This window comes from Luteimonas panaciterrae (assembly GCF_020511115.1).
GTDB classification, from domain to species: Bacteria; Pseudomonadota; Gammaproteobacteria; order Xanthomonadales; family Xanthomonadaceae; genus Luteimonas; species Luteimonas panaciterrae.
In genome coordinates this window covers 97,058-119,376 of sequence record NZ_JAJAVH010000012.1, presented here as the reverse complement: position 1 = coordinate 119,376, position 22,319 = coordinate 97,058, and the positions used below count along the sequence as shown (strand labels likewise).

The window sequence follows — 22,319 nt, the reverse complement described above, 5'->3', positions numbered from 1 at the left end:
GGGCGGTCTCGTGGGGGGGCGATGAGCACGTAGATTCTAGCAGGCTGCCATCGGGAACGACTCCGGACCTGTACCGAATTCGTGACTTGAAAAGCGCGCGGGAAGCGTGTTTTCAGCAGTGTGCGATGCCTTCCTTGCGCGTCGCGTATCCGAAGCATCGCGCGGCGTGCGCGAAAGCGGGTAGGGAAAACGCCGCGATCCGCGTTTCCGTAGGCATGGACAGACTTGTCACGCTGCGAAAAAACGAGGGAGCAAGGCTGCGGACAGGAGCGCCGCGCGGCTTGACACAGGTGCCTCTGGCAACGTGTTACAACTGCAACCATGCCGACCCAGTCACGATCGCAACCGCCGTTCCCGCCTTCCGCGTGCCCGGCCCGCGTTCGGCCACCTTCCACCTTCATGCCCTGGCGTCGCGGCCGGGGTGGCGACGCAGGCGCATGAGCTCGGTGGCACCGAACGCGCGCGATCCCGGATCGCTGCAGGAAATCGAGACGACCGACGAGTACGAAACCTCTCCCGGATTCGTCGCCTTCGTGCGCGACCACCAGGAAGCGCTGATCGCCTTCCTGCGCAAGCGGGCGAACGAGGAAGATGCCAGGGACATGGCCCAGGAAGCGATGGTGCGGCTGATGCGCTATCGCAACCAGCCGCATGCCCAGCTGCGCGCGCTGATGTACCGCATCGCGCTGAACGTCTTCAACGATCGCGGTCGCCGCGGGCAGTCGCACCATGTCGCCGTGCATGTCAGCTTCGACGACGACATGCTCACCTTGCCGTCCACGGAACTGGCGCACGACGAGCGCATCGACAACGAACAGACGCTCGCGCGCGTGCGCGACGCCATCCTGCGTCTGCCGCCGCGTTGCCGGCAGGTCTACCTGCTGAACCGGATCGAGGGCATGCGCTACGCCGAAGTGGCGCGGCATTGCGGCATTTCCGTCAAGGCGGTGGAGAAGCACATCGGCAAGGCGCTGCAGGTACTGCGCGATTGCCTGCCGCAGGACGCGGGTGGCAACGGGGGGCTGCGATGAACGTGACTTCCCAGGGCACGGCTTCCCACAGCACGACTACCCCCATGCCCTCGCGCGATGGCCGCGCCGAAGCCTGGGTGGCGCGTCTGATGGCGCCGGATTGCAGCGACGCCGAGCACCGGGAATTCGAGGACTGGCTGGCCGAGTCGCCCCGCAACATCGATGCCTATCTGGAAGCCGAGCGCGTCCACGCGCTGGCCGCGCAACTGGCGGACGACGAGTTCATCCGCGCCGCCGCCCGTGGCGCGCGACGCATGCCGCCGCAGGGCGGATGGCGTCGCTGGATGCCGATGGCGTCGATCGCCGCCACCGTGGCCGCCGTCGCCGTCGGTGCCGCGATCTGGCGGATGCAGCCGGTGGACGTGCCCGCCACGACTTACGCGACCGCGATCGGCGAGCAGCGCGATCAGGTGCTGCCCGACGGCACCCGTTTGCTGCTCGATACCGATTCGGCGATCGACGTCCGCTTCGGCGCGAGCGAGCGCCTGGTCGAGGTGCGGCGCGGGCGTGTGCAGATTGAAGTCGGCAAGGACCAGCGACCGTTCCTGGTGCGGGCTGGCCAGACCGTCGTGCGCGACATCGGCACGACGTTCCAGGTGAGCCGTGGCACCGGCGCGGCCGTGCAGGTCGGTTTGATCGAAGGCGTCGTGCAGGTCTCGCTCGGCGAGGGCACCGATGCGCCGCGTCGGACCCTGGCGCCGGGAGAGCAGGTGGCCGTCGACGTCGCCGGCAAGCTCGGAGACAAGCGCGGGCTCGACCTGGAAACCGCGCAGGCCTGGCCGCGCGGCGACCTGATTTTCCGCGAGCGTCCGCTGGGTCAGCTGCTGGAAGAGGCCAATCGCTACTCGACCACCCAGTTGCGGCTCGGCGACCCGTCGCTGGCCGGCATCCGCATCAGCGGCGTGTTCCACGCCGGCGACCAGGCCGCGCTGACCAAGGCGCTGGAACAGGGGTGGGGGCTGCGGGCCGAACGCACCAACGAGCACGAGGTCGTGTTGCAGCGGCAAGCTGGTTCGAAGTAGATCGCGTCCGAATCGGCGACGATCGGTCTGATTCTGGCTCGATCTCGTCCTGAATCGCCCCGGGCTGGCGGGCGGGGCGGACGCCCCGCGCATTCACGGATGAGCGGCCGTCTCCGCCGCGTCGACGGCGTCTCGCGAAACGCGACCCCCGTGGCAGAATAGCCCCAGCCCGCGTGGCAGGGGGACGTGTCCACCGCTCGGGGGATTGCTGCGGCTGTGCGCCGCCCCACGACGCGGGACTGCATGGCCCGATTCTCAAACAGTACGCGCAGCTTGCTCCATTGCACGCTCTGGCTGTGGGCGGCCCTGATCGCGGGGGCGGTCTGGCCCTCGTCGCGTGCGCTGGCCGCCGATCCCGGCACCACGGTTCGTTTCGATATCGCATCCGGCACCCTCGAAGGCGCGCTGGAGACCCTGGCGCGCCAGGGACGCGTGCAGTTGCTGTACTCGCCTTCGCTGGTGGCCGGACGTCGTAGCGCGGGTCTTCGGCTCGAACTCAGCCCCGCCGTCGCCCTTGAACGCCTTCTGCGCGGCAGCGGCCTGCACGCGGTGCCCGTGAATGCCGACACCTATCTCCTCAAGGCGCTGCCGGTGCCGGCGCAGCGGCCGCGCGTGGCGATCGACGCGCCGAAACCGGAGCGGCCGGCGCTGACCACCGAGATGACCTCGGTGCAGGTGACCGGCAGCCGCATTCCGCGCAGCGACATCGACATGGTCTCGGCCTTCCCGCTGACGGTGATCTCGCGCGAGGAAATCGAGACCAGCGGCAAGCAGACCTTGTTCGAACTGCTGCGCGCCCAACCCGGCATGGCGGCGCATCACCCGATCTCCGTGTCCACCGACGGCGCCGATGACGCGCAGCAGCCGTTCGCGGTCGCGGCCACCACCAGTCTCGGCGCGCTCGGCCCGCGTGCGACGCTGTTCCTGGTCGACGGCCAGCGCGTGGCGAACTACGGCCTCGTTTCATCCGATCTCGGTGGCCTGGTCGATCTCGACAGCATCCCGCTCAGCATCGTCGATCACATCGAGATTCTTCGCGGCGGCGCCTCGGCCATCTACGGCGCCGACGCGATGGCTGGCGTGGTCAACATCATCCTGCGCACGTCGCAGCAGGGCGGCGAGGTGACGATGCGTTACGGCCTGTCCGAACGCGGCGACGCGGCGGAGCGGCGACTGTCCTTCGGCGTGGGACAGGAGACGCGTGGCGGCGGCGGTGTTTTCGTCGGCGGCGAATATTTCCGGCGCGAGGAACTGCTCGGTGCCGATCGTGATTGGCGCACGCTGGACCGGCGCGGCGATGGTCTTCCCGACGAGCGCTATCGGCTGGGTTACGTCGACGATTTCGACGGCAGTCTGCTGCGTTCGTATTGCCGCGGCGCCGCGCCGACGACGACTGCCGGCTGTCTGTTCGATCCGCCGCGCGGCGCCAGCCTGCAGCCGGAGATGCGGCGCGCGACCCTCTATCTGCATGCGCATCAGCCGGTCGGCGAGCGTGGCGAACTGCATGCGGAAGTGCGTGCCGGCAGCCTCACGCAATGGCTGCACAACGCTCCTGTCCATTTCAAGGTGCAGCCGTGGTTCGGTCATCCCGACAGCCCGGACGGCATGCCTTTGTACTATGCCTTCGACGATCTCGGTCCGGTCCGCAACAAGACCGAGGAAGACACGCTCGATGTGACCGCCGGTGCCCGTGGCATGTGGGGCGATTGGGGATGGGATCTGACCGTGGGGCATCACCAGAACCGCGTCGTCAGCCGAACCGATGGCCTGGTGCGCAACAGCGCCTTTGATCCGAACCAATACCGTTTCTCGGGACCGAACTCGCCGGAATTGCTGGCCACGATCTCGCCACGCATCACCACGCGCGGCAAGTCGGTGCTGCAGCAGGCGTCGTTCAACGTCGGAGGCCCGTGGTTTCCGCTGCCTGGCGGTGTCGCTCGTGTCGCGGCCGGCATCGAATACGGGCGCGAGTCTCTGCGCCATCGTCCCGACGCCCTGCTGCTGGCCGACGATGTGGCTTCGGCGGAGGAGAAGATCGCGATCGACGACCGTCGCGACAATGCCGCTGTGTATGCCGAAGTGAATCTGCCGCTATGGCAGCGCCTGCAGGCCGATCTCGCCGCGCGCGTCGACTATCGCGAAGGTTATGGTCACAGGCTATCGCCGAAACTCGGGTTGAAGTGGAGCGTGAGCGACAGTCTCACGCTGCGCGGGACGTTCGCCACCGGCTATCGCGCACCGAGTCTGTTCGAATTGCGACGCCCCAATGTCGAGGAGAGCTTCGGTCCCGTTCCGCGCAGCGATGTGCCCGGTCCATGCGCTTTCCCCATCGACGAAACCCGCTGCCTCGTGGGCCGCAGCTCCATCGAGAACCCCGATCTGCGTCCAGAAACATCCCGCAGCGCCGTGTTCGGCTTCGTCTGGTCGCCATCGTCGCGTTGGAGCATCAGCCTCGATCATTATCGCATCCAGCGCCGCAACGAAATCGCTCGCGTCGTGTCACCGCAGGATGATTCCGCCTTGTTCAAGGACAGCGTGAGGCTGGATGCGACGGGCGGGATCAGCGACATCTACGAGTACTACGGCAACGTCGGCAGGACGGAGTCGAGTGGTTGGCAGCTCGACACGCAGTACCGGCTTGAAACGGAACGTCACGGGCGATTCGTGTGGCGGATCTCCGGCGACTGGCTGCAGGAACTGCGTCGTCGCGCGCATGCCGGCGCGCCCGAGATCGATTACGCGGGATACGGCGCTCCCAGGAAGAGCCTGCTGGCATCGATGCAATGGAACATCGACGACTGGAATGCCGCGCTCTGGCTGCGCTGGTTCGGCACGCGCAAGGTGACCGATGAGCTTCAGGCCAGTTGTCCCGCGGAGAACGCGGCGGCACATCGCTGCACCACGCCAAGCTCGACGACGCTCGATTTCGATCTGGCCTGGTCCGGGATTCCGCACTGGCGCTTCGCCTTGAACGTACAGAACCTGACCGATCACGAGCCGGTCAGTTACCAGATCGAGGATGGCGGCTATTCGGCCAACTACGACGATCCGCGCGGACGCTACTACCTGCTCAGTGCGACGTATCACTTCTGACACGCGCACGGGCACCGTGCATCTGCGCTAGGATCGCGCCACCATTCACAAGGAGCTGGATCATCATGGCTGTGCAAACCCTGCAGGAATTTCTTTCCCACTCGAAGGAAAAGGACGCCAGCGGCGACGCGTTCGAACTCGAAAGCTCGCATCTTCTGGAAGTGCGGCTCGACGGCCTGGTCTGGGCCAAGGCCGGCTCGATGGTGGCGCGCAAGGGCAGCGTGAAGTTCACCCGCCAGGGACTGCTGGAGCAGGGGCTCGGCAATCTGCTGAAGAAGGCGATGACCGGCGAGGGCATGCAGCTGATGAAGATGGAAGGCAATGGCCGTGTCTATCTCGCCGATGCCGGCAAGAAGATCACGCTGTTGCGACTGGCGGGCGAAGCCATCTTCGTCAACGGCAACGACGTGCTCGCCATCGAGTCCACCATCGACAATCAGATCACGATGATGCGCAAGGTCGCGGGCATGTTGTCCGGCGGCTTGTTCAATGTGCGTCTCAGCGGTCACGGCATCGTTGCGATCACCTCACACTACGAGCCGCTCACCTTGCCGGTGAATGCGACGACCGGCCCGGTGTTCACCGATCCCAATGCCACCGTTGCATGGTCGGGTGGCTTGACGCCGGAGATCGTCACCGATATTTCGCTCGGAACGCTGTTCGGACGCGGCTCTGGCGAAAGCATGCAGCTCAGGTTTGCCGGCGAAGGCTGGGTGGTGGTGCAGCCTTACGAGGAAGTCGCGTTTCAAGCCAAAGAGTGATTGGCTGTCGATCGATGTCGGATAAAGCGGCGAGGCTTTCGATGGCGCCGCTTCACCGGCCTCGGAGATTCCTCTTCATCGCCGCGCTGACGGCGTGGTTCTGAATTCCCGGCTGGCATTGGTCCGCAGGCGATATCGACAGGACATCGATCAGGCGCGGACCAATGCCCAATGCCATGGTTCGTAGACAATGCCGTGCGGATTGCCGCGCGGATAGCTCATGGCGAAACCATAGGCGGCCGCGTTGCGTTCGAGCCAGGCGAAGGCGTCTGTCCGTTCGAAGGATTCCTCCGCCGGCGGTTCACCTGGTGTGCCGATGTCGAGCGCGAGTCCGGAGTGGTGCTCCGAATAGCCAGGCGCGGCATTCACGGCGAGGATGTCGTCGACGTTGAGTCCGCGCGCGAGCTTGCGTTCGAAAATGCCGAGCTGGTAATCGTGGCTGCGATATCCGGAGATCGATTCCAGCAGCACGCCTTCGAGTAGCGCGGCGGACTGCATGTTCCGCCATGCGCGCGCCGCGTCGACGTGCAACCAGAGCGGACGCCGGTAGCGGTCGAATCCCGCGAAGGCGAGCCATGCCGGCTCGGCGACCAGCGCGAGGCCGGTGCGCGCGGCATAGCCTTCGGCGTCGATGTCGAGGGTGTCGAGACGATCATGCAGGCGGTGCAGGGGCAGTTCGGCGACGGTGTCGATGCCGAAGCGTTGGTGTTCGGAGATGCGATCCAGCGCATCGAGCGCTTCGTCGACGCCAGGTTCGTGCGCCCAACGTTGCACCAGGGGCAGGAGGCCCTCGGGCAGTTCCGCGGCGAGATAGCGGCCATCGCGCTTGCGGCGCAGCACGTGTCGTGCGCGGGCGAGCGCGCGCGCGTCGCGGTTGCTGCGCGCGCGCAGCAGGTGCGCGGGCCACAGCTCGATGTCCGGGGTGTTGATCAGGTGCAGGGGACGGGCGTGCATGACGGCAGCATAGGGCGTGTGACGTGCTTTTGGCCACGTCCTCGGAGGTTCGGGGCGAGGCGAGTTGCCGTGGTCCGCTTTACGGGCGACGAGGGGCCGGCGGCGCGTCGGATCGCGTGATGCTCCGCAGTTCGTCGAGCAGCGCTTGCGGTTTGTCCGGACTGAGCAGGAGCAGCTTGCCGTCGCGCTGTTGCAGCATCAGCACGTGTTTCCGGTCGGTCAGCAGACAGAACGCGCGGCGGCGATTGCGCAGCAGGTAATGACCGGCCTTGAAACCCGGCAGGCCGAAGGCGAACAGTGGCAGGATCGGCTTGAATTCGATGTGCTCGTCGAGCGAGAGAATCCGAGCGCGGTCCAGCAGCAGATCGTCGAGCGCGATGCGGCGCGTGTAGAACACCGCAGCTGCGACGACGAGGGTGCGGTCCTTGAGGTGGATCTGGCGGTGCAGGAGCATGATCAAAGGACCGATCACCACCAGCGCGATGGCGAACGGCACGACTAGCCACCACGGCACGGGATTCGTTGGTGACTGCTGGTGCGGCTGCATGTACGCGATGACCACGAGCAGTCCCCACACCGCGACCAGCAATCCCCACGAGAGACGATGCAAAGGGGCGAGCGGGAAGTCGCGAGTGGTCTTCGTCGTCTTGATGCGCCTGTCCGATAGGGGGGTGCTCATGGCTCGTCCTGATCCGGCTGATCTTCATTGCGGAGCGGCAGCCGCCCGGCTTTGCGCAGCGCATCCCGAAGCACGTATTCGATTTGCGCGTTGAGGCTGCGCAACTCGTCGTCGGCCCAGCGTTGCGCCGCGGCCAGCACTTCGGCGCTGATGCGTAGCGGATAGGCTTTCTTCTCGCTCATCGATCTCGCGTGCCGGGGCCGGGCTAGAGCGCGCCGTGCGTGGTCGCGATCGCGATGCCCGTGACGAGCAGGGCGAGGGAGGAAATCCCCGCCGCGACGAGCCCGCGCCGCCATTTGCGCTGGCCGCGGCGACGCAAGTACATCGCCAGCGGCAGAATCGGCAGCAACGCGATCAGGACGGCTATTCCGCTGTAATGCGTGGTATCCATGATGATTATTCTCCGATGAAGAGAGTTGTCATTGCGCTGTGGCTCAGTACAGCGTACCGGCGTTGACGATCGGCTGCGTGGCGCGATCGCCGCACAGCACCACGAGCAGATTGCTGACCATGTTGGCCTTGCGCTCCTCGTCCAGCTGCACCACGCCGTTCTTCTGCAGTTCGGCCAGCGCCATCTCGACCATGCCGACGGCGCCGGCGACGATGCGCGTGCGCGCGGCGATGATCGCGTTGGCCTGCTGACGCTGCAGCATCGCTTGCGCGATCTCCGGGGCGTAGGCGAGGTGACTGATGCGTGCATCCAGCACCTGCACGCCGGCGTCGGCGAGGCGGTCGCCGAGCTCGTCCTTCAGGTGCTTCGAAATCTCGGTGGCATGGCTGCGCAGCGCGATTTGCCCATCCTCGTGCTGATCGTATGGATAACTCGTCGCCATCGTGCGCAGCGCGGATTCGGTCTGGATGTGCACGAAGCTCTCGTAGTCGTCGACGTTGTAAACCGCCTCGGCGGAATCCACCACCTGCCAGACGATCACGGCGGCGATCTCGATCGGGCTGCCGTCGAGTTCGTTGACCTTGAGCTTGCCGCTTTCGAAATTGCGTACGCGCTGGCTGACCTTTCTCTTCGAGTAGAAGGGGTTGTTCCAGCGCAGGCCATTGTCCTTCACCGTGCCGACGTACTTGCCGAACAGGCTCAGCACCGCGGCCTGGTTGGGTTCGACCATGTAGACGCCGAACAGGCAGAACACGGCGAGCACATTGATCGGCAGAGCCACGGCGATCATTCCCCAGCGCTCGGTGGCGGCGCCGTTCAAGCACAGATAGCCGGTGACCAAGATGACGACGGCCAGCACCAACAGGACGGGTATGCCGGGCAGCGAGCGGGTCGGGTTCTCTTTCATTGGGTGTCTCCTCATCCCCTGAGTGGATGAATTATTGATATCAATTTGATATCACATTGTCAATCGAACGGGTGCGATCGACTCATCGCTTTGGTAAGCAATTGATTTTCATGATGTTGAGTTCGAGGGCGGGCCGCCGGCTCAATCGGTGTTGAGGTAGAGCAGCGGTGCCGGCGCGAATTCGCCGGTGGCGAACAGGCCGCGCCCCCCCTCGGCCCAGCCGATCGCCTCGGCCTGCGGCAGCCAGGGCAGTTCATGTACGACGGGTTTGCCCGCGAGCGCTTCGGCCCAGCCTTGCCGGTCGCGGCGCCGGTACAGCAACACTTCGCTGTAGGTCATCACCGCGATGCGATTGCGATCGGGGGCGATGTCGGAGGAGGTGACCTGATGACGGATGCGGGCCATGCGCGGATTGGCCTGCAGTTCTTCTTCCGTGGGCAAGGGGACGCCGGCGAGGGTGCCCAGTTTCGCGGCGGTCTGCACCGCATCGTCGCGCGGGCGCAGCGGCACCGCGAACAACTCCGGCGGTGTGCGCTTCTTCGAGATCAGCAAGACCTGTCCGAGCACGGGATCGACCGCGATCGCTTCGCAGTCGCGCGCGCCGTCCGGCCAGCGGAACGCGATCGACCAGGCCGGGCGCAATACGCGCTTCGATGCCGGCACGTCGAGCGCCGCCGGTTCCTCGATCACGTGCAATTGCAGACTACGCCGCAAGCCGCCGTTGTCGCCGGTGTCGGCGATCATGAGGTAATGACGGCCATCGAGATCGAAGGCCGCCAGATCCTCCCAATCGGTGTTCGCGGCGCCATCGACGCGGAAGGTCGCCAGCAATTGCCCGCGCGTGCCGATCGCGAACAATTGCGGCGTGTTACCGCCGTCGTCGAGCATCCACAGCACGTCCTCGTGCGTGCGCGAGGCGGCGAGACCGCTCACTTCGTCGAGCCGCTCGTCCATCAGCATGCCCGACAGCTGCGCGAACGGCGGCTTCTGCACGCTGCAGGCCGCCAGCAGCGCCAGCGCGGCGAATACCGCGAGTGGCATCAGCAACTGGCGTAACGGATCGCGAAGCGGCCTCGGCATGCATGCAGCATGGCATCGCGGAATCGTTCGCGGAAGCGGCCGTGAGGCACTTGCACTGCTCGCGGGATACTCCTCGCGGGACGCTGCGTTGCGGAGAAGGTTTCGACCGCGACGGCGCGAGGAAACCGCCGTGGCGGCGCCCACGCGTTTAAAATGCCGGTTTCCGCACCTGCAAGGCCCCGCATGTCCTCCTCCGTCGTCATCGGCACGCCGTATTCCGAACACGCGCTGCGCGTGCTGCTGCTGGGCTCCGGCGAACTCGGCAAGGAAGTCGTCATCGAGTTGCAACGTTTCGGCGTCGAGGTGATCGCGGCCGATCGTTATGCCGACGCACCCGCGATGCAGGTCGCGCACCGCAGTCATGTGCTCGACATGCTCGACGGCGCCGCGATCCGCGCGCTGATCGAACTGGAAAAGCCGCATCTGGTGGTGCCGGAGATCGAGGCGATCCACACCGAAACGCTGGTGCAGCTGGAACAGGAGTTCGCGCGCACCGGCGCGGCGACGCGCATCATTCCGACGGCGCGCGCCGCGCGCCTGACCATGGATCGCGAAGGCATCCGCCGGCTCGCGGCCGAAACGCTGGGATTGCCGACCTCGCCTTATCGCTTCGTCGATACGCGCGAGGATTATCACGAGGCCGTGCGAGCGCTCGGCCTGCCGTGCGTGATCAAGCCGGTGATGTCGTCTTCCGGCAAGGGGCAAAGCCTGGTGCGTACGGCGGAGGAGATCGATCATGCCTGGGATTACGCGCAAACCGGCGGCCGCGCCGGCGCTGGACGTGTGATCGTCGAAGGATTCGTTGACTTCGATTACGAGATCACGCTGCTGACGGTGCGTCATGCCGGCGGTACCGCATTCTGCGCGCCGGTCGGACACTTGCAGCGCGACGGCGATTACCGCGAAAGCTGGCAGCCGCAACCGATGTCACAGCAGGCGCTGGCACGCGCGCAGGAGATCGCCAAGACAATCACCGACGATCTCGGTGGCTGGGGCCTGTTCGGCGTGGAGTTGTTCGTGAAGGGCGACCAGGTGTGGTTCAGCGAAGTCTCGCCGCGTCCGCACGACACCGGCCTGGTGACACTGGTGTCGCAGGAGCTGAGCGAATTCGCGCTGCATGCGCGCGCGATCCTCGGTTTGCCGATCCCTGCCGACAGCGAAGGCTGGATCGCGCAGATCGGCCCGTCGGCATCGTGCGCGGTGCTGGCGCAGGGGCATGGCGTGCCGGTGTTCAGCGCTGTCGAGGCGGCCTTGCATGCGCCACACACCGCGCTGCGCCTGTTCGGCAAGCCGCGCGTGGAAGGACAGCGGCGTGTCGCCGTCACCCTGGCGCGTGGCGCGGATGTCGACGAGGCGCGAGGCGTGGCGCGCGAAGCCGCGGCGGCGCTGATCGTGGAATTGCGGTAACCGACCCTAGAATCGAATCTTCCCGGAGCAGACAGGCATGAACGACAGCAACGGCTACGCCGTGTTCTTCTTCCCGCAGGCGCTCGAGGCCCTGGGGGAGGCGATCAAACCCTACCTGCAGGACAGCCCGGCCGGTCCGCACGTGGTGTGCAACGAGATCGACACCGGCGGCGCGCTGATCGAGATGACCTTGCACGGGCGCTCATCGGAAGGCCGCGAATTGGCGTTGGAACTGATGGTGCCGACCGGAATGGTGCGGATGGTGGTGTCCACGCACAGCGATGGCCTGTTCGGGTTCACGCCACGGATGGCGGAGGCGGCCGCGTCCACGGCGACGGTTTCCGCGCCGAAAGCCGCGCAAGCCGTGGAAGCATCGAGCGAGAAAACGAAACCCGCGGGCTGACAGCCCTTGCTGCTCATCCCGGTCCAGGCGCGTAGTGCTTGGACATTCGTGAGCACGTGAACCTATGGCTCGCCAGGCTCACTCACTCCAAACGATCAGCTGCCCGCGATTGTGCGCATGTTCGCGCACTCGCGCGCCGTAGCGGTTCTCGATCACGTCGCGCTTCACTTTCATGGTCGGCGTCATGACGCCGCTGTCGATGTTCCAGGTCTCGCTCACGATATAGAGCTTGGCGATCTTCTCGTGATCTTCCAGCGACTGGTTGACCGCTTCCATGTCGGCCAGCAATTCCCGTTCCAGCGACTGCCGGTCCTGCAGCTGCGCGTGTGGCGTCAGCGTGAGGATCATGATCGGCTGCGTGAGCTGGGTGCCGATCAGGCAGAGCTGATCGATGCTGATGTTGCGCGCCATCGCGCTTTCGATCGGAGCGGGCGCGACGTACTTGCCCTTCTGTGTCTTGAAGATGTCCTTGACGCGGCCGATGACGTACAGATAACCGTCCTCGTCGAGGCGGCCCTTGTCGCCGGTCTTGAGCCAGCCGTCCTCGGTGAAGACTTCCTGCGTGTGCTCGGGATCGCGGTAGTAGCCGAGCATGACGCCGGGATGCTTGAGCTGGATCTCGCCTTCCTCGGACAGGCGGAAGCCGCTATCGGACATCGGTTTGCCGACCGATCCGAATCGGGTGTGCTCGGCGGTGTTCACCGCGCCGTAGGCGCCGGACTCGGTCGGAGCACAGCCTTCCTGGATCAGGATGCCGAGCTTGTCGCGGAACCATTCCAGCGTCGTCACCGGAATCGGCGCGGCGCCGGTCAGGCAGAAGCGCGCGTTGTCGAGGCCGATGGCGCGGCGCAGCTTGCGACGCACGATGCGGCCGACGACGGGCAGCGACAACAGAAAATCCAGGCGCTTCTGCGGAACCTTCTGCAGGATGCCGGCCTGCAGGCGCATCCACACCAGAGGCACGGCGATGAACCGCGTCGGCGCGACTTGCGGCAGCTGCTGCGCCAGCTTGTCCATGGATTCGAGGAAATGCACTTCCGCGCCCCACAGCAGGCTGCCGCTTTCCACCGCCAAACGCTCCAGGAAGTGCGCCAGTGGCAGGTAGGAGAACAGGCGTTCGTTCTCGCACAGTTGCGGTGCGACGTTGTTGAAGGCCGCGCGCAGCCAACGCATGTTGCTGGCGCTGAGCATCACGCCCTTGGGATGGCCGGTGGTGCCTGAGGTGTAGATCAGCACATACAGCGCATCCGGATCGGGCGCGGTGTAGTCGCGCACGGGTTCGAAGCCGGTGCTGAACGTGTCCCAGTCGGTATCGCCGCGCGGCGCCGTGGGGTACGGCATGCGGATCTTCAGGACGCTGTCCGGGATCGCTTCCAGGAACTGCGGACCATCCATCATCGGGCCGAGGAACACTGCCTTGGCGTCGCAGTGTTCGAGCACGTAGGTGGTGATCTTCTGCGCCTGCTTCGGATACAGGCCGACCGGCACGTAGCCCGCCATCTGGATGGCGAGATCGGCCAGGAACCAATGCGCGGTGTTGAAGCCGGAGATCGCGATGCGGCTGCCCGGTGGCCAGCCTTGCGCGCGCAAGGCTGCCGTCATACGGCCGACCTGTTCGGCGGCCTCGCTCCAGGTGTATTGCAGGATCTGTCCGTCAACCGGTTGGAACAGCCACGGCTGGTGCGCTTTCTCGCGCGCCAGCCGCAACAGGATTTCGACCGGCAGCTCCTGCATGCTGGCCGCCGTCTCTCCCACGGTGTCTTTCATCGGTCGACGTTCTCCCCCGTCAGTCGCGCCTGTACATCGTCACGACGCAAGCGCCGCCCAGGCCGAGGTTGTGTTGCAGGGCGATGCGCGCCCCGTTCACCTGGCGCTTGTCGGCGTTGCCGCGCAATTGCCAGACCAGTTCGGTGCATTGCGCCAAGCCGGTGGCGCCGAGCGGATGGCCCTTCGACAGCAGGCCGCCGGAAGGATTGGTGACGAACTTGCCGCCATAGGTGTTGTCGCCATCCCAGATGAATTTCTCGGCACCGCCTTCCTCGCACAAACCGAGCGCTTCGTAGGTGAGTAGCTCATTGGCGGTGAAGCAATCGTGCAGCTCGACCACGTCGATGTCGGACGGGCCGATGCCGGCCTGTTCGTAGACCTGGTTCGCCGCCTGCTTGCTCATGTCGTAGCCGACCATCTTGATCATGCTCTTCGGCTCGAAGCTGGAGGCGTAATCGGTGGTCATGCTCTGGCCGGCGATGTAGACCGCGTTGCTGATGCCGTGCTTCTTGGCGAACGCGTCGGAGCACAACACCGCCGCGCCGGCACCGCAGGTGGGCGGGCAGCACTGGAAGCGGGTGAGGGGGTCGAAGACGTCGTCCGAGGCGAGGATCTGCTCGAGGCTGAGCTTCTCGTTGAACAGCGCATACGGATTGTTGCTGGCGTGGACGCGCGCCTTCTCGGAAATCTTGGCGAAGGTTTCCTTCTTGGTGCCGTGCTGCCAGCGGTATTCGCGACCGGCACCTCCGAACATCTGCGCGGCGGCCGGCGCGGAATTGAAGCCCTGGATATCGGCCATCACCTGCGCGTGCTGGCCGAGCGGGGTTTCGCGGTCCTCGAACTTGGAGCCGAGCGCGCCCTTTTCCATCTTTTCGAAACCGAGCGCGAGCACGCATTCGGCGGCGCCGCTTTCGATCGCCTGCCGCGCCAGCCACAGCGCGGTCGATCCGGTGGAGCAGTTGTTGTTGACGTTGATCACCGGAATGCCGGTGAGGCCGAGCTCGTACACGGCGCGCTGTCCGCAGGTGGAATCGCCATAGACGTAACCGACGTAGGCGTGCTGGATCTTCTCGTATGGGATGCCGGCATCCTTCAACGCGATCTGTCCGGCCTCGCGGGCCATCTCGTAATACTCGGGGCTGGCGCCAGGCTTGGTGAACTTGGTCATGCCGACGCCGATGACGTTGACGCGGTTGCTCATGGGGGACTCCTTGACGAACTTGATTAGGTCAGAGCCTCGACTGCGCGAGGCTTCGAGTTGGATGACAGCAAGGTGTGGAAGCGGTCGAGCTCGCGCGCCAGCAGCACATCGCCATCGACGCGCAGACGACCGCGCTGATACAGGTCGTGCGCTTGTGCCTTGCCGCCGGTGAGATCGGCGAGATCGGCATCGTCGAGCGTGAACGTGGCATCCGCCTTCGGCGCGCGTCCGGATTCGACGCTCGGCTTGGCACCGCTGAAATCCAGCACCCAGTCGGCCGCGGGCTCGCGCAGATGGAACTGCACGATGCGTCCCGCCAATCCGCTGGCGGCCTTGGCGTCGGCGGCGAAGCGCGCCTGGAGCGAGGAGAAGATCGAGGATGCGCGACCCGCCGTCGCGGAGGCCGCCGGTGCAGCTGCGGCCGGTGCCGCGGCCGGCGCGGGAGCAGGTGCGGAGGCGCGTTCGGCCAGCACCGCTTGCAGCAGCTTGGGATCGATCTTCTGCAGGAAGGTGAGCTTCTGCGTGGCCATGATGTTGCCGGTGATCTTGAGCTTGCCGCCGAAGTAGAGCTTGGTCGGGTCGGCCTGCCCGGTGCTCATCGCCAGCCAGTCGTCGTCGCTCAGTTCGAGCGTCGCGTCGGGCTTGTCGGTGGTGCCGGATTTGATCGAACCATCGCCGGACTTCAGGTCGATCACCCAATCCGAATCGGGGTTCTTGAGCTTGAACTGGAACACGGTCTTGACCTGATCGCCCAGGCCCTTGTTCGCCGCGAAGTGTTTTTCGATCACCTTGAAGATGTCGGCCGTGGTCGGGCCGGCCGGCTGCGCGGGCGCGGCGGCCGGTGCGGCGGCGGTGGCCGCTGGGGCTGCATTGCCTGCGCGCGCGGCGAGCACTTCCTCCAGCAGCTTCGGATCGATCTTCTGCAGGAAGGTGAGCTTCTGCGAGGCCATGATGTTGCCGGTGATCTTCAGCTTGCCGCCGAAGTACAGCTTGGTCGGATCGACCTGGCCGGTGCTCATCGCCAGCCAATCGTCACTGCTCAGTTCCAGCGTGGCGTCGGGTTTCTCGGCGACGCCCTGGCTGACCTTGCCGTTGCCGGATTTCAGATCGAGTGTCCAGCTCGCGTCCGGGTTCTTCAGTTCGAACTGGAACAGCGTCTTGACCTGATCGCCGGTGCCTGGATGCGAGGCGAGGTGCTTCTCGATCACGGCGAAGATGTCGGCGGCGGTCGGTGTGATCGGTGCGGCGGGAGCTGCAGCCGGCGCTGGCGCAGCAGCGTGTGCGGCGGTCGCGGCCGCACCGGCGCGCTTGGTCTTCGCCTGCGCGTAAGGCTCGGCGCCGATCGCCTGCAGCGCGGTCAGCTTCTGCGAGGCCATGATGTTGCCGCCGATCTTCAGCTTGTTGGCGAAGTAGAGCTTCTGCACGTCGGCGAGCGGCTTGGTCACCACGGTCTCGACGTGTTCTTCGTCGAGTTCGAGCGTGCAATCCGGTTTGTCGATGGTGCCGGGGCGGACTTCGCCATTGCCGTTCTTGAGATCGAGCACCCAGTCCGAATCCGGATTCTTCACCTTGAACTGGAACACCGTCTTCACCTGCGACGCCAGTTCCGGATGCGCGTTGACGTAGGCGGTGATCACTTCGAAGGCATCGGTCGCGGTCAGGCGCGACGCGGCGGCGGGAGCGGCCGCCACGGCAGTAGGCTGCACGGCCGCTGCGATCGCGGCCGGCTTGGCCTTCGTCTGCGGAATCTCGGCGTAGAACTCGACCGCGGCATGGCTGATCGCCAGCTCGTCGCGCTCCTTGATACGGGTTTCGAACACGATGCGCTGATCGGATTCCTTCCACATCCGCGTCACCAGCGTCTCGCCGGGGAACACGGATTTGGCGAAGCGCACCTTGATGCTCTTGAACTTGCGGCCATCGTTGTTGGCGAAGGCCTTGAGCACATGGCGACCGACGAAGCCGTAGGTACACAGGCCGTGCAGGATTGGCTTGTCGAAACCGAAGGCCTTGGCGAAGTTGGGGTCGGCGTGCAGCGGATTCCAGTCGCCGGAGAGGCGGTAGAGCAGGGTCTGGTTGGGATCGATCTGTTCCTCGATCACCGCGTCGGGCTCGCGCGTGGGCGGCGTGTTCGCTTCGCTCGACGGACCGCGATCACCACCCCAGCCGCCGGCACCGCGCACGAAATTAGTGATCTCGTTGTAGGCCAGTTTCTCGCCGTTCTCGTCCAGCGTGTCCACGGCGAGGATCACCACCGCGTTCGGATCCTTGTCGTAGGCGGTCTTGAACCGCACCACGTGCTTGAGCTTGGCGTGCGGCGGCAGCGGACGCAGCAGTTCGGTGTACTGCTCGCCGTGCAGCAGGCGATCCAGGCCGTAGTTCAGCCCCTTGATCGTGCGGCCGTCGCGGGCGAGGTTGAGGTAGGTGTTGACCGCGGGCATCACCGCATAGGTCGGCAGGGCCTGGAAACCGTCGCCGAGTTCGTAGACGAAGGGCAGCTCCTTCGGATCGAGCGCATCACGTGCCGCGCCGACACCGAGCGCGTACAGCGACAGATCGCGTTCGTCATATGACGACTCGGCTTCGATCACGTCCTTCGAGGCTTCGTCCAGATCGATGAACTCGTTGCCGCCCAGGCGCGGCTGCGCGGCGCCTTCGAGGATGGTGCTGACCGATTCCGCCGGCGTACTGATATGGCTGTTGTTGCCGGAGAAGTCGATGACCTTGCTCCACTTCGCCGCGACATCGTCGAGGGTGAAGGGGCGATTGCTTGGGAAGTAAACGCCTTCGCTGCGCTCCCAGCGAAGCTTGCCGATGAAGCCGGCACCGACTTCGAAGATGCCCTTGGTTTCCTCGCAGTCCTCATGGCACAGCCAGGCCACCAGCGGCGTGACCGCTTCGGGTTTCAGCAACTGGAGGATTTCCTGCGGCATGACCGTTTCGGTCAGGCGTGAGGCGGCCACCGGGGCGATCGCATTGACGTGGATGTTCTTGGCCCGGCCTTCCTCGGCGAGTGTCTGCGCGAAGCCGACCAGGCCGATCTTGGCGGCGCTGTAGTTGGCCTGGCCGAAGTTGCCGTAGATGCCGGCGGACGAGGCGGTCACGACGATGCGGCCGTAGTTTTTCTCGCGCAGGATCGGCCAGGCCGCCTGGGTGACGCGCATCGTGCCGAGCAGATGCACGCGATAGATCAGGTCCCAGTCCTGCTCGGTCATCTTCTGGAAGCTGACGTCGCGCAGGATGCCGGCGTTGTTGATGACGATGTCGACGGTGCCGAAGGTGTCGAGCGCGGTCTGCACGATCTTGGCGCCGTCCTCCACCGAATCGTAGTTGGCCACGGCTTCGCCGCCCGCCGCCTTGATCTCGGCGACCACGGTATCCGCGGCCGAGGAGGATTTGCCGTCGCCGTGCGCGCTGCCGCCGAGGTCGTTGACCACCACGCGCGCGCCGCGCGATGCGAGGGCGAGCGCGTGCGAGCGCCCGAGACCGGCGCCGGCGCCGGTGATGATGGCGACTTTTCCGTCGAAGCGAAGTTGGTCTGTCATGTCGTGTTCGTCTCTAAGTGATGTCTTGCTGTTGTCTTTTTTTCTCGTCATCCCGGCGAAAACCGAGATGAAGGAGGAGGGCATCAAAGCGTCCGCGCGATGATTTCCTTCATGATCTCGTTGGTGCCGCCATAGATGCGCTGCGCCCGCGCATCGACGAAGGCGCGGGCGATCGGATACTCCAGCATGTAGCCGTAGCCGCCATGCAGCTGCACGCACTCGTCCACGACCTTGCACAGCAGGTCGGAGCACAGGTATTTCGACGCGGCCGCGGCGTCGATCGGCAGTTCGTTCTTCAGCACCAGTTCGATGCAGCGGTCGACGAACACGCGCGCCATGGTGATTTCCGACTTCATCTCGGCCAGCTTGAAGCGCGTGTTCTGGAAGCTCGCCACCGGCTTGCCGAAGGCCTTGCGATCCTGCACATAGTTCTTGGTGAGCTCGAAACAGGCTTCGGCGCCCGAGATCGAGGTGATGGCGATGATCAGGCGCTCCCAGGCGAGCTCCTGCATCAGCATCATGAACCCCATGTTGAGCCCGTCCTCGCCGCCGAGCACGTTGCTCTTGGGGATGCGCACGTTGTCGAAGAACAGCGGCGCGGTGTCCTGCGCCTTCATGCCGACCTTCTTCAGCGGCTTGCCCTTGGTGAAGCCGGGACGATCGGCCTCGACCAGCACGAGGCTGATGCTTTTCGCGCCGCCCTCGCCACCATCCATGCGCACGGCGACGATCACCAGATCGCTTTGCAGGCCGTTGGTGATGAACATCTTCGAGCCGTTGATGACGTACTCATCGCCGTCCTCGACGGCGGTGGTCTTGATGCTCTGCAGGTCCGAACCGGTGCCGGGCTCGGTCATGGCGATGGCGCCGACGGTCTCGCCGCTGGCCATGCGCGGCAGCCAGGTGCGCTTCTGTTCCTCGGTGCCGTAATGGAGCAGGTAGTTGGCGACGATGTCCGAGTGCAGCGCGAAGCCGACGCCGCTGGCGCCGGCCATCATTTGCTCTTCCATCATGATCACGCTGTACAGGCGGTCGCCGCCCTGGCCGCCGTATTCCTCCGGGATCGCGCAGCAGAGCAGGCCGAGTTCGCCGGCGCGGTTCCAGACGGCGCGATCGATCTGTCCCTGTTCTTCCCAGGCTTCGTGCCTGGGGATGATCTCTTCGGCGAAGAACCGCTTCGCGGTGCGGCGGAATTCGTCGTGGCCGGCGTCGAACAGGGTTCTGGGCAGCATTTGGAATCTCGTCGGTGGCGTGCGTGGCCCGTCATCGTGACGGACCCGTGGTTTCAATCATGCGTTTGAATGAATCACGCGGGTGAGGCGATATCGCGCCAGAATGCTTAGCATTTTGGGCCACGAATTGGCGGATGTGACCGGGGCCGCTCTTGGCGGCATTCCGCCGCTTTCGGACGTGCCCCGCCTGACGGCGTCGTTCGAACTCCGGCCAGGATTGGAGCCGCGGCCGATGCCGATAAGGCATCGGCCGAGCGCGGCTGTTTACCCCAAGGCCTCGATCTCGGACTCACTCACTCCATAACGACGCAGAACGGCCAAGGTATCCGCACCCAGCGCGGGCGTATCGCCTTTGATGGTCGCGGCATTCTCGAAGCGGATCGGGCAGGCCAGGGCCGGCTTGCCGCGGAAATCCTCAACCATTTCGCGAGCGCGGACCTGCTCGTTGCGCAGGGCTTCCTCCAGCGTGAGCACGGGCGAAGTGCAGCAATCCGCCTCGGCGAACACCCGCTGCCATTGTTCGAGCGTGCGCAGCCGGAATATCGGCGCCAGCAACCAATGCAGCGGCGCGAGACGCTTCTTGAGTTTTTCCGGCTCGCGCTGCAGTGCCGTCCAGCGGTCGAGACCGCCATCGCGCGGAGCGGCTTCGCCGCCGGAGGCATTCGTTTTCGGTTTGCCATCGCCGACCCAGGCGAACAGGAATTGCAGCGGCGCCGGGAGCGAGGCTTTCAGCGCGCGCAGCAATCGCAGGAAGAATTTCGCCTCCAGCGCCCCGACCGCCAGATAGCGGCCATCGCGACAGCGGTAGATCCGGTAATTGGGCAGGGACCCGGTCAGCACGTCGCGTCCGCGCGGCGGCAGACTGCCTTCGCTGCGGATCGTGGACAGGGCGATCTGCTGCAGCGCGAGCGTGCCATCGAGCATGGCGACGTCGACCATGCAGCCTTCTCCGGACGCGCGCGCGCCCAGCACCGCGGCGAGGATGCCGATCGCGCCGGTGAGCGAGCCGCCGGCGACGTCGGCGATCTGTACGTTGGCCAGCGCCGGCGCGTCGCCGGCGCGGCCGATCTGATCGAGGACGCCGGCGTAGCTGCAGTAATTCATGTCGTGCCCGGCGAGATCGCGGTATGGGCCGGTCTGGCCGTAGCCGGTGATGGCGGCATAGACCAGCTTCGGATTGATCCGCTTCAACGTCTCGTAGCCGCAGCCGAGCTTGTCCATCACGCCGGGACGGAAGGACTCGACCACCACGTCGGCTTGTTCCACCAGGCGATGGAAGGCGGCCACGCCGGTGGCGCTGTTCATGTCCAACACCACCGACTGCTTGCCGCGATTGACGAGGGCGAACAGTTCCGGCGACAGCTCGCGCGTGTAATCGCCGCCGCCGGAATGCTCGATCTTCACGACCTCCGCGCCAAGCTGCGCCAGGTAGAGGGTGCAGAACGGTCCGGGCAGCAGGCGTGTCAGATCCAGGATGCGGATACCGGACAACAAAGGGTTGCTCATCTCGACTCGCGGGCAGAAGGGAACGGAATGTCAGGGCTTTTCTCTCGAAATCGCCGACGGCGCAAGATCGAATCGTCGATCGTTCGCGCGCCGGATGCCGAATGTCGCCGCTGCGCAGGCGCGTCGCATGTGCAAGTGCAACATCAGGCAACGTGCAGTTTCGTCGCTGCGGGCCGTTTGCAATCAGTGGGCATCGTGTCAACATGATTAGCATTTAAGGCCGTCCGACCCGTTCCGCTCTTCATGCCGACGACCTCCGGAACTCATCGCTTGCACGCTCCAACGACCGCATCGGGCGATTCGCGCCCTCGTCCGGCCCTGCGCAATTCGCTGCCAGCGGCCTACCTGCGCATCCTGCTGGATGCGGCGGCGGAGCGGGGCGTCGATGTCGAAGCGGCCCTCGTCGGCAGCCGACTGACGATGGACATGCTGAACAGCCCCGACATGCGGGTGATGGCGCGCGATGCTGCGGATGTGATGCGCCGTGTGGTGGCGGCGAGCCGCGAAGTCGGTTTCGGCATCGAATTCGGCCTGCGTTCGATCCCGACCGCGCACGGCTACCTCGGCTACGCCGCGATGAGCGCGCGCAACCTGCGCGAGTCGATCGATCTGATGATCCGCTACGAGCATTTGCGCCAGCGCGATGTCACGCTGACTCTGCAATTCGATGGCGATCTGGCCATTCTCGAAGCGCACGAGACGCACAATCTCGGTTCGTGGCGACAGCTTTTCCTGGAAGGCATCCTGGTCGGTGTATACCGCATGTTCGGTTTCCTGATCGGCGAGGCGCATCCATGGTGTGAGCTCTGGTTCGACTGGCCGGAGCCGGACTACTTCGCCCAGTACAAGTCACGCCTGCCGACGGTGCGCTTCTCTATGCCGTCGGTGCAGGTGCGCTTTCCGCAGGCATATCTCGATCGCCCGCTGATCACCGCCGATCGCAGCGCCGCACAGCATGCGCTGGAGCAGATCGAGCGCGAGGCGGCGATCTCCAGCGTCCCGTCGTTGACGCTGCTGGAACGCATCCGCGCCAAGATTCGCCTGAGCGAGCGCGGCAACTATCCGCCGCTGGCGGAAGTCGCGTCGCAGCTGTACATGTCCAGCCGCACGCTGAAGCGCAAGTTGAGCGAACTCGGCACCGGCTTCCAGGAACTGCTCGACGAAGCGCGCCGCCGCGATGCCATGCGCATGCTGGCCGATCCCGATATCAGCATCCAGCACATCGCCACCGCGCTGGGTTACAAGGATCCGCCTTCGTTCACGCGCGCCTTCCGGCGCTGGAGCGGAACGACACCAAGCGCCGCGCGCAGGAAACTGCTGGGGTTGTCGGCGGACTGACG

Annotated in this window: 18 protein-coding genes; 7 read left to right on the top strand and 11 right to left on the bottom strand. The window is 65.3% G+C overall.

Annotated elements, in window-relative coordinates; genetic code table 11:
• The first annotated feature begins 437 nt into the window (after nt 1-437).
• The 4 genes from LG367_RS14770 to LG367_RS14755 all read left to right on the top strand — a co-directional run bounded on the left by LG367_RS14770 (nt 438) and on the right by LG367_RS14755 (nt 5,907).
• A complete protein-coding gene (locus LG367_RS14770; RefSeq protein ID WP_226470029.1) occupies nt 438-1,031 on the top strand; it encodes an RNA polymerase sigma factor in 594 nt (197 codons plus the stop codon).
• Nucleotides 1,028-2,053, top strand: a complete 1,026-nt coding sequence (locus LG367_RS14765) for a FecR family protein (protein ID WP_226470028.1) — start codon at nt 1,028-1,030, stop codon at nt 2,051-2,053. Before LG367_RS14770 ends, LG367_RS14765 begins: the two co-directional genes overlap by 4 nt.
• 243 nt (nt 2,054-2,296) lie before the next feature.
• Nucleotides 2,297-5,146: a TonB-dependent receptor gene (locus LG367_RS14760; RefSeq protein WP_226470027.1), complete on the top strand. Its 2,850-nt coding sequence runs from the start codon at nt 2,297-2,299 to the stop codon at nt 5,144-5,146.
• Nucleotides 5,147-5,211: 65 nt separating this feature from the next.
• Nucleotides 5,212-5,907, top strand: a complete 696-nt coding sequence (locus LG367_RS14755) for an AIM24 family protein (protein ID WP_226470026.1) — start codon at nt 5,212-5,214, stop codon at nt 5,905-5,907.
• Nucleotides 5,908-6,057: 150 nt separating this feature from the next.
• On the opposite strand, the gene LG367_RS14750 is transcribed toward LG367_RS14755, so the two are convergent.
• From LG367_RS14750 to LG367_RS14725, 6 genes are all read right to left on the bottom strand, one after another.
• Nucleotides 6,058-6,861, bottom strand: a complete 804-nt coding sequence (locus LG367_RS14750) for a M15 family metallopeptidase (protein ID WP_226470025.1) — start codon at nt 6,859-6,861, stop codon at nt 6,058-6,060.
• A gap of 79 nt (nt 6,862-6,940) precedes the next feature.
• Entirely contained in the window at nt 6,941-7,540 is a 600-nt protein-coding gene (locus LG367_RS14745) for a PH domain-containing protein (protein ID WP_226470024.1), read from the bottom strand.
• On the bottom strand, nt 7,537-7,722 hold the full coding sequence (locus LG367_RS14740; protein ID WP_226470023.1) for a type II toxin-antitoxin system antitoxin: 186 nt from the start codon (nt 7,720-7,722) through the stop codon (nt 7,537-7,539). The genes LG367_RS14745 and LG367_RS14740 overlap by 4 nt, the downstream gene beginning before the upstream one ends.
• Nucleotides 7,723-7,745: 23 nt before the next feature.
• Entirely contained in the window at nt 7,746-7,931 is a 186-nt protein-coding gene (locus LG367_RS14735; RefSeq protein WP_226470022.1) for a hypothetical protein, read from the bottom strand.
• Between the two features lie 43 nt (nt 7,932-7,974).
• A complete protein-coding gene (locus tag LG367_RS14730) occupies nt 7,975-8,838 on the bottom strand; it encodes an SPFH domain-containing protein (protein WP_226470021.1) in 864 nt (287 codons plus the stop codon).
• Between the two features lie 141 nt (nt 8,839-8,979).
• Nucleotides 8,980-9,918 carry a hypothetical protein gene (locus LG367_RS14725; protein WP_226470020.1) on the bottom strand — a complete coding sequence of 313 codons (939 nt, stop codon included), beginning with the start codon at nt 9,916-9,918 and terminating at the stop codon, nt 8,980-8,982.
• A 183-nt stretch (nt 9,919-10,101) separates the two neighbouring features.
• Between LG367_RS14725 and purT the strand changes: the two genes are divergently transcribed.
• On the top strand, nt 10,102-11,325 hold the full coding sequence (gene purT, locus LG367_RS14720; RefSeq protein WP_226470019.1) for a formate-dependent phosphoribosylglycinamide formyltransferase: 1,224 nt from the start codon (nt 10,102-10,104) through the stop codon (nt 11,323-11,325).
• Between the two features lie 37 nt (nt 11,326-11,362).
• Nucleotides 11,363-11,728: a hypothetical protein gene (locus LG367_RS14715; protein WP_226470018.1), complete on the top strand. Its 366-nt coding sequence runs from the start codon at nt 11,363-11,365 to the stop codon at nt 11,726-11,728.
• Between the two features lie 78 nt (nt 11,729-11,806).
• Here LG367_RS14715 and LG367_RS14710 read toward each other — a convergent pair whose 3' ends face one another.
• The 5 genes from LG367_RS14710 to LG367_RS14690 all read right to left on the bottom strand — a co-directional run bounded on the left by LG367_RS14710 (nt 11,807) and on the right by LG367_RS14690 (nt 20,979).
• Complete coding sequence (locus tag LG367_RS14710) at nt 11,807-13,495, bottom strand: AMP-binding protein (RefSeq protein ID WP_226470017.1); 1,689 nt, start codon at nt 13,493-13,495, stop codon at nt 11,807-11,809.
• A gap of 19 nt (nt 13,496-13,514) precedes the next feature.
• On the bottom strand, nt 13,515-14,696 hold the full coding sequence (locus tag LG367_RS14705) for a lipid-transfer protein (RefSeq protein ID WP_226470016.1): 1,182 nt from the start codon (nt 14,694-14,696) through the stop codon (nt 13,515-13,517).
• A 23-nt stretch (nt 14,697-14,719) separates the two neighbouring features.
• A complete protein-coding gene (locus LG367_RS14700; RefSeq protein ID WP_226470015.1) occupies nt 14,720-18,241 on the bottom strand; it encodes a peroxisomal multifunctional enzyme type 2 in 3,522 nt (1,173 codons plus the stop codon).
• Between the two features lie 83 nt (nt 18,242-18,324).
• Nucleotides 18,325-19,473 (bottom strand): acyl-CoA dehydrogenase family protein, encoded by a 1,149-nt coding sequence (locus LG367_RS14695; RefSeq protein ID WP_226470014.1) that lies wholly within the window; start codon nt 19,471-19,473, stop codon nt 18,325-18,327.
• Nucleotides 19,474-19,737: 264 nt separating this feature from the next.
• Nucleotides 19,738-20,979 carry a CaiB/BaiF CoA transferase family protein gene (locus tag LG367_RS14690; RefSeq protein WP_226470013.1) on the bottom strand — a complete coding sequence of 414 codons (1,242 nt, stop codon included), beginning with the start codon at nt 20,977-20,979 and terminating at the stop codon, nt 19,738-19,740.
• A gap of 270 nt (nt 20,980-21,249) precedes the next feature.
• Here LG367_RS14690 and LG367_RS14685 point away from each other — a divergent pair, with 270 nt between their 5' ends.
• Nucleotides 21,250-22,317, top strand: coding sequence for an AraC family transcriptional regulator (locus LG367_RS14685; RefSeq protein WP_226470012.1), 1,068 nt, complete (start codon nt 21,250-21,252; stop codon nt 22,315-22,317).
• The last annotated feature ends 2 nt before the right edge of the window (nt 22,318-22,319 follow it).

Coding starts and splice junctions, on each gene's coding strand:
- LG367_RS14745 (WP_226470024.1), bottom strand. CDS start 7,540: ATGAGCACCCCCCTATCGGACAGGCGCATCAAGACGACGAAGACCACT.
- LG367_RS14695 (WP_226470014.1), bottom strand. CDS start 19,473: ATGCTGCCCAGAACCCTGTTCGACGCCGGCCACGACGAATTCCGCCGC.
- LG367_RS14750 (WP_226470025.1), bottom strand. CDS start 6,861: ATGCACGCCCGTCCCCTGCACCTGATCAACACCCCGGACATCGAGCTG.
- LG367_RS14755 (WP_226470026.1), top strand. CDS start 5,212: ATGGCTGTGCAAACCCTGCAGGAATTTCTTTCCCACTCGAAGGAAAAG.
- LG367_RS14690 (WP_226470013.1), bottom strand. CDS start 20,979: ATGAGCAACCCTTTGTTGTCCGGTATCCGCATCCTGGATCTGACACGC.
- LG367_RS14735 (WP_226470022.1), bottom strand. CDS start 7,931: ATGGATACCACGCATTACAGCGGAATAGCCGTCCTGATCGCGTTGCTG.
- purT (WP_226470019.1), top strand. CDS start 10,102: ATGTCCTCCTCCGTCGTCATCGGCACGCCGTATTCCGAACACGCGCTG.
- LG367_RS14710 (WP_226470017.1), bottom strand. CDS start 13,495: ATGAAAGACACCGTGGGAGAGACGGCGGCCAGCATGCAGGAGCTGCCG.
- LG367_RS14725 (WP_226470020.1), bottom strand. CDS start 9,918: ATGCCGAGGCCGCTTCGCGATCCGTTACGCCAGTTGCTGATGCCACTC.
- LG367_RS14770 (WP_226470029.1), top strand. CDS start 438: ATGAGCTCGGTGGCACCGAACGCGCGCGATCCCGGATCGCTGCAGGAA.
- LG367_RS14765 (WP_226470028.1), top strand. CDS start 1,028: ATGAACGTGACTTCCCAGGGCACGGCTTCCCACAGCACGACTACCCCC.
- LG367_RS14760 (WP_226470027.1), top strand. CDS start 2,297: ATGGCCCGATTCTCAAACAGTACGCGCAGCTTGCTCCATTGCACGCTC.
- LG367_RS14730 (WP_226470021.1), bottom strand. CDS start 8,838: ATGAAAGAGAACCCGACCCGCTCGCTGCCCGGCATACCCGTCCTGTTG.
- LG367_RS14705 (WP_226470016.1), bottom strand. CDS start 14,696: ATGAGCAACCGCGTCAACGTCATCGGCGTCGGCATGACCAAGTTCACC.
- LG367_RS14700 (WP_226470015.1), bottom strand. CDS start 18,241: ATGACAGACCAACTTCGCTTCGACGGAAAAGTCGCCATCATCACCGGC.
- LG367_RS14740 (WP_226470023.1), bottom strand. CDS start 7,722: ATGAGCGAGAAGAAAGCCTATCCGCTACGCATCAGCGCCGAAGTGCTG.
- LG367_RS14715 (WP_226470018.1), top strand. CDS start 11,363: ATGAACGACAGCAACGGCTACGCCGTGTTCTTCTTCCCGCAGGCGCTC.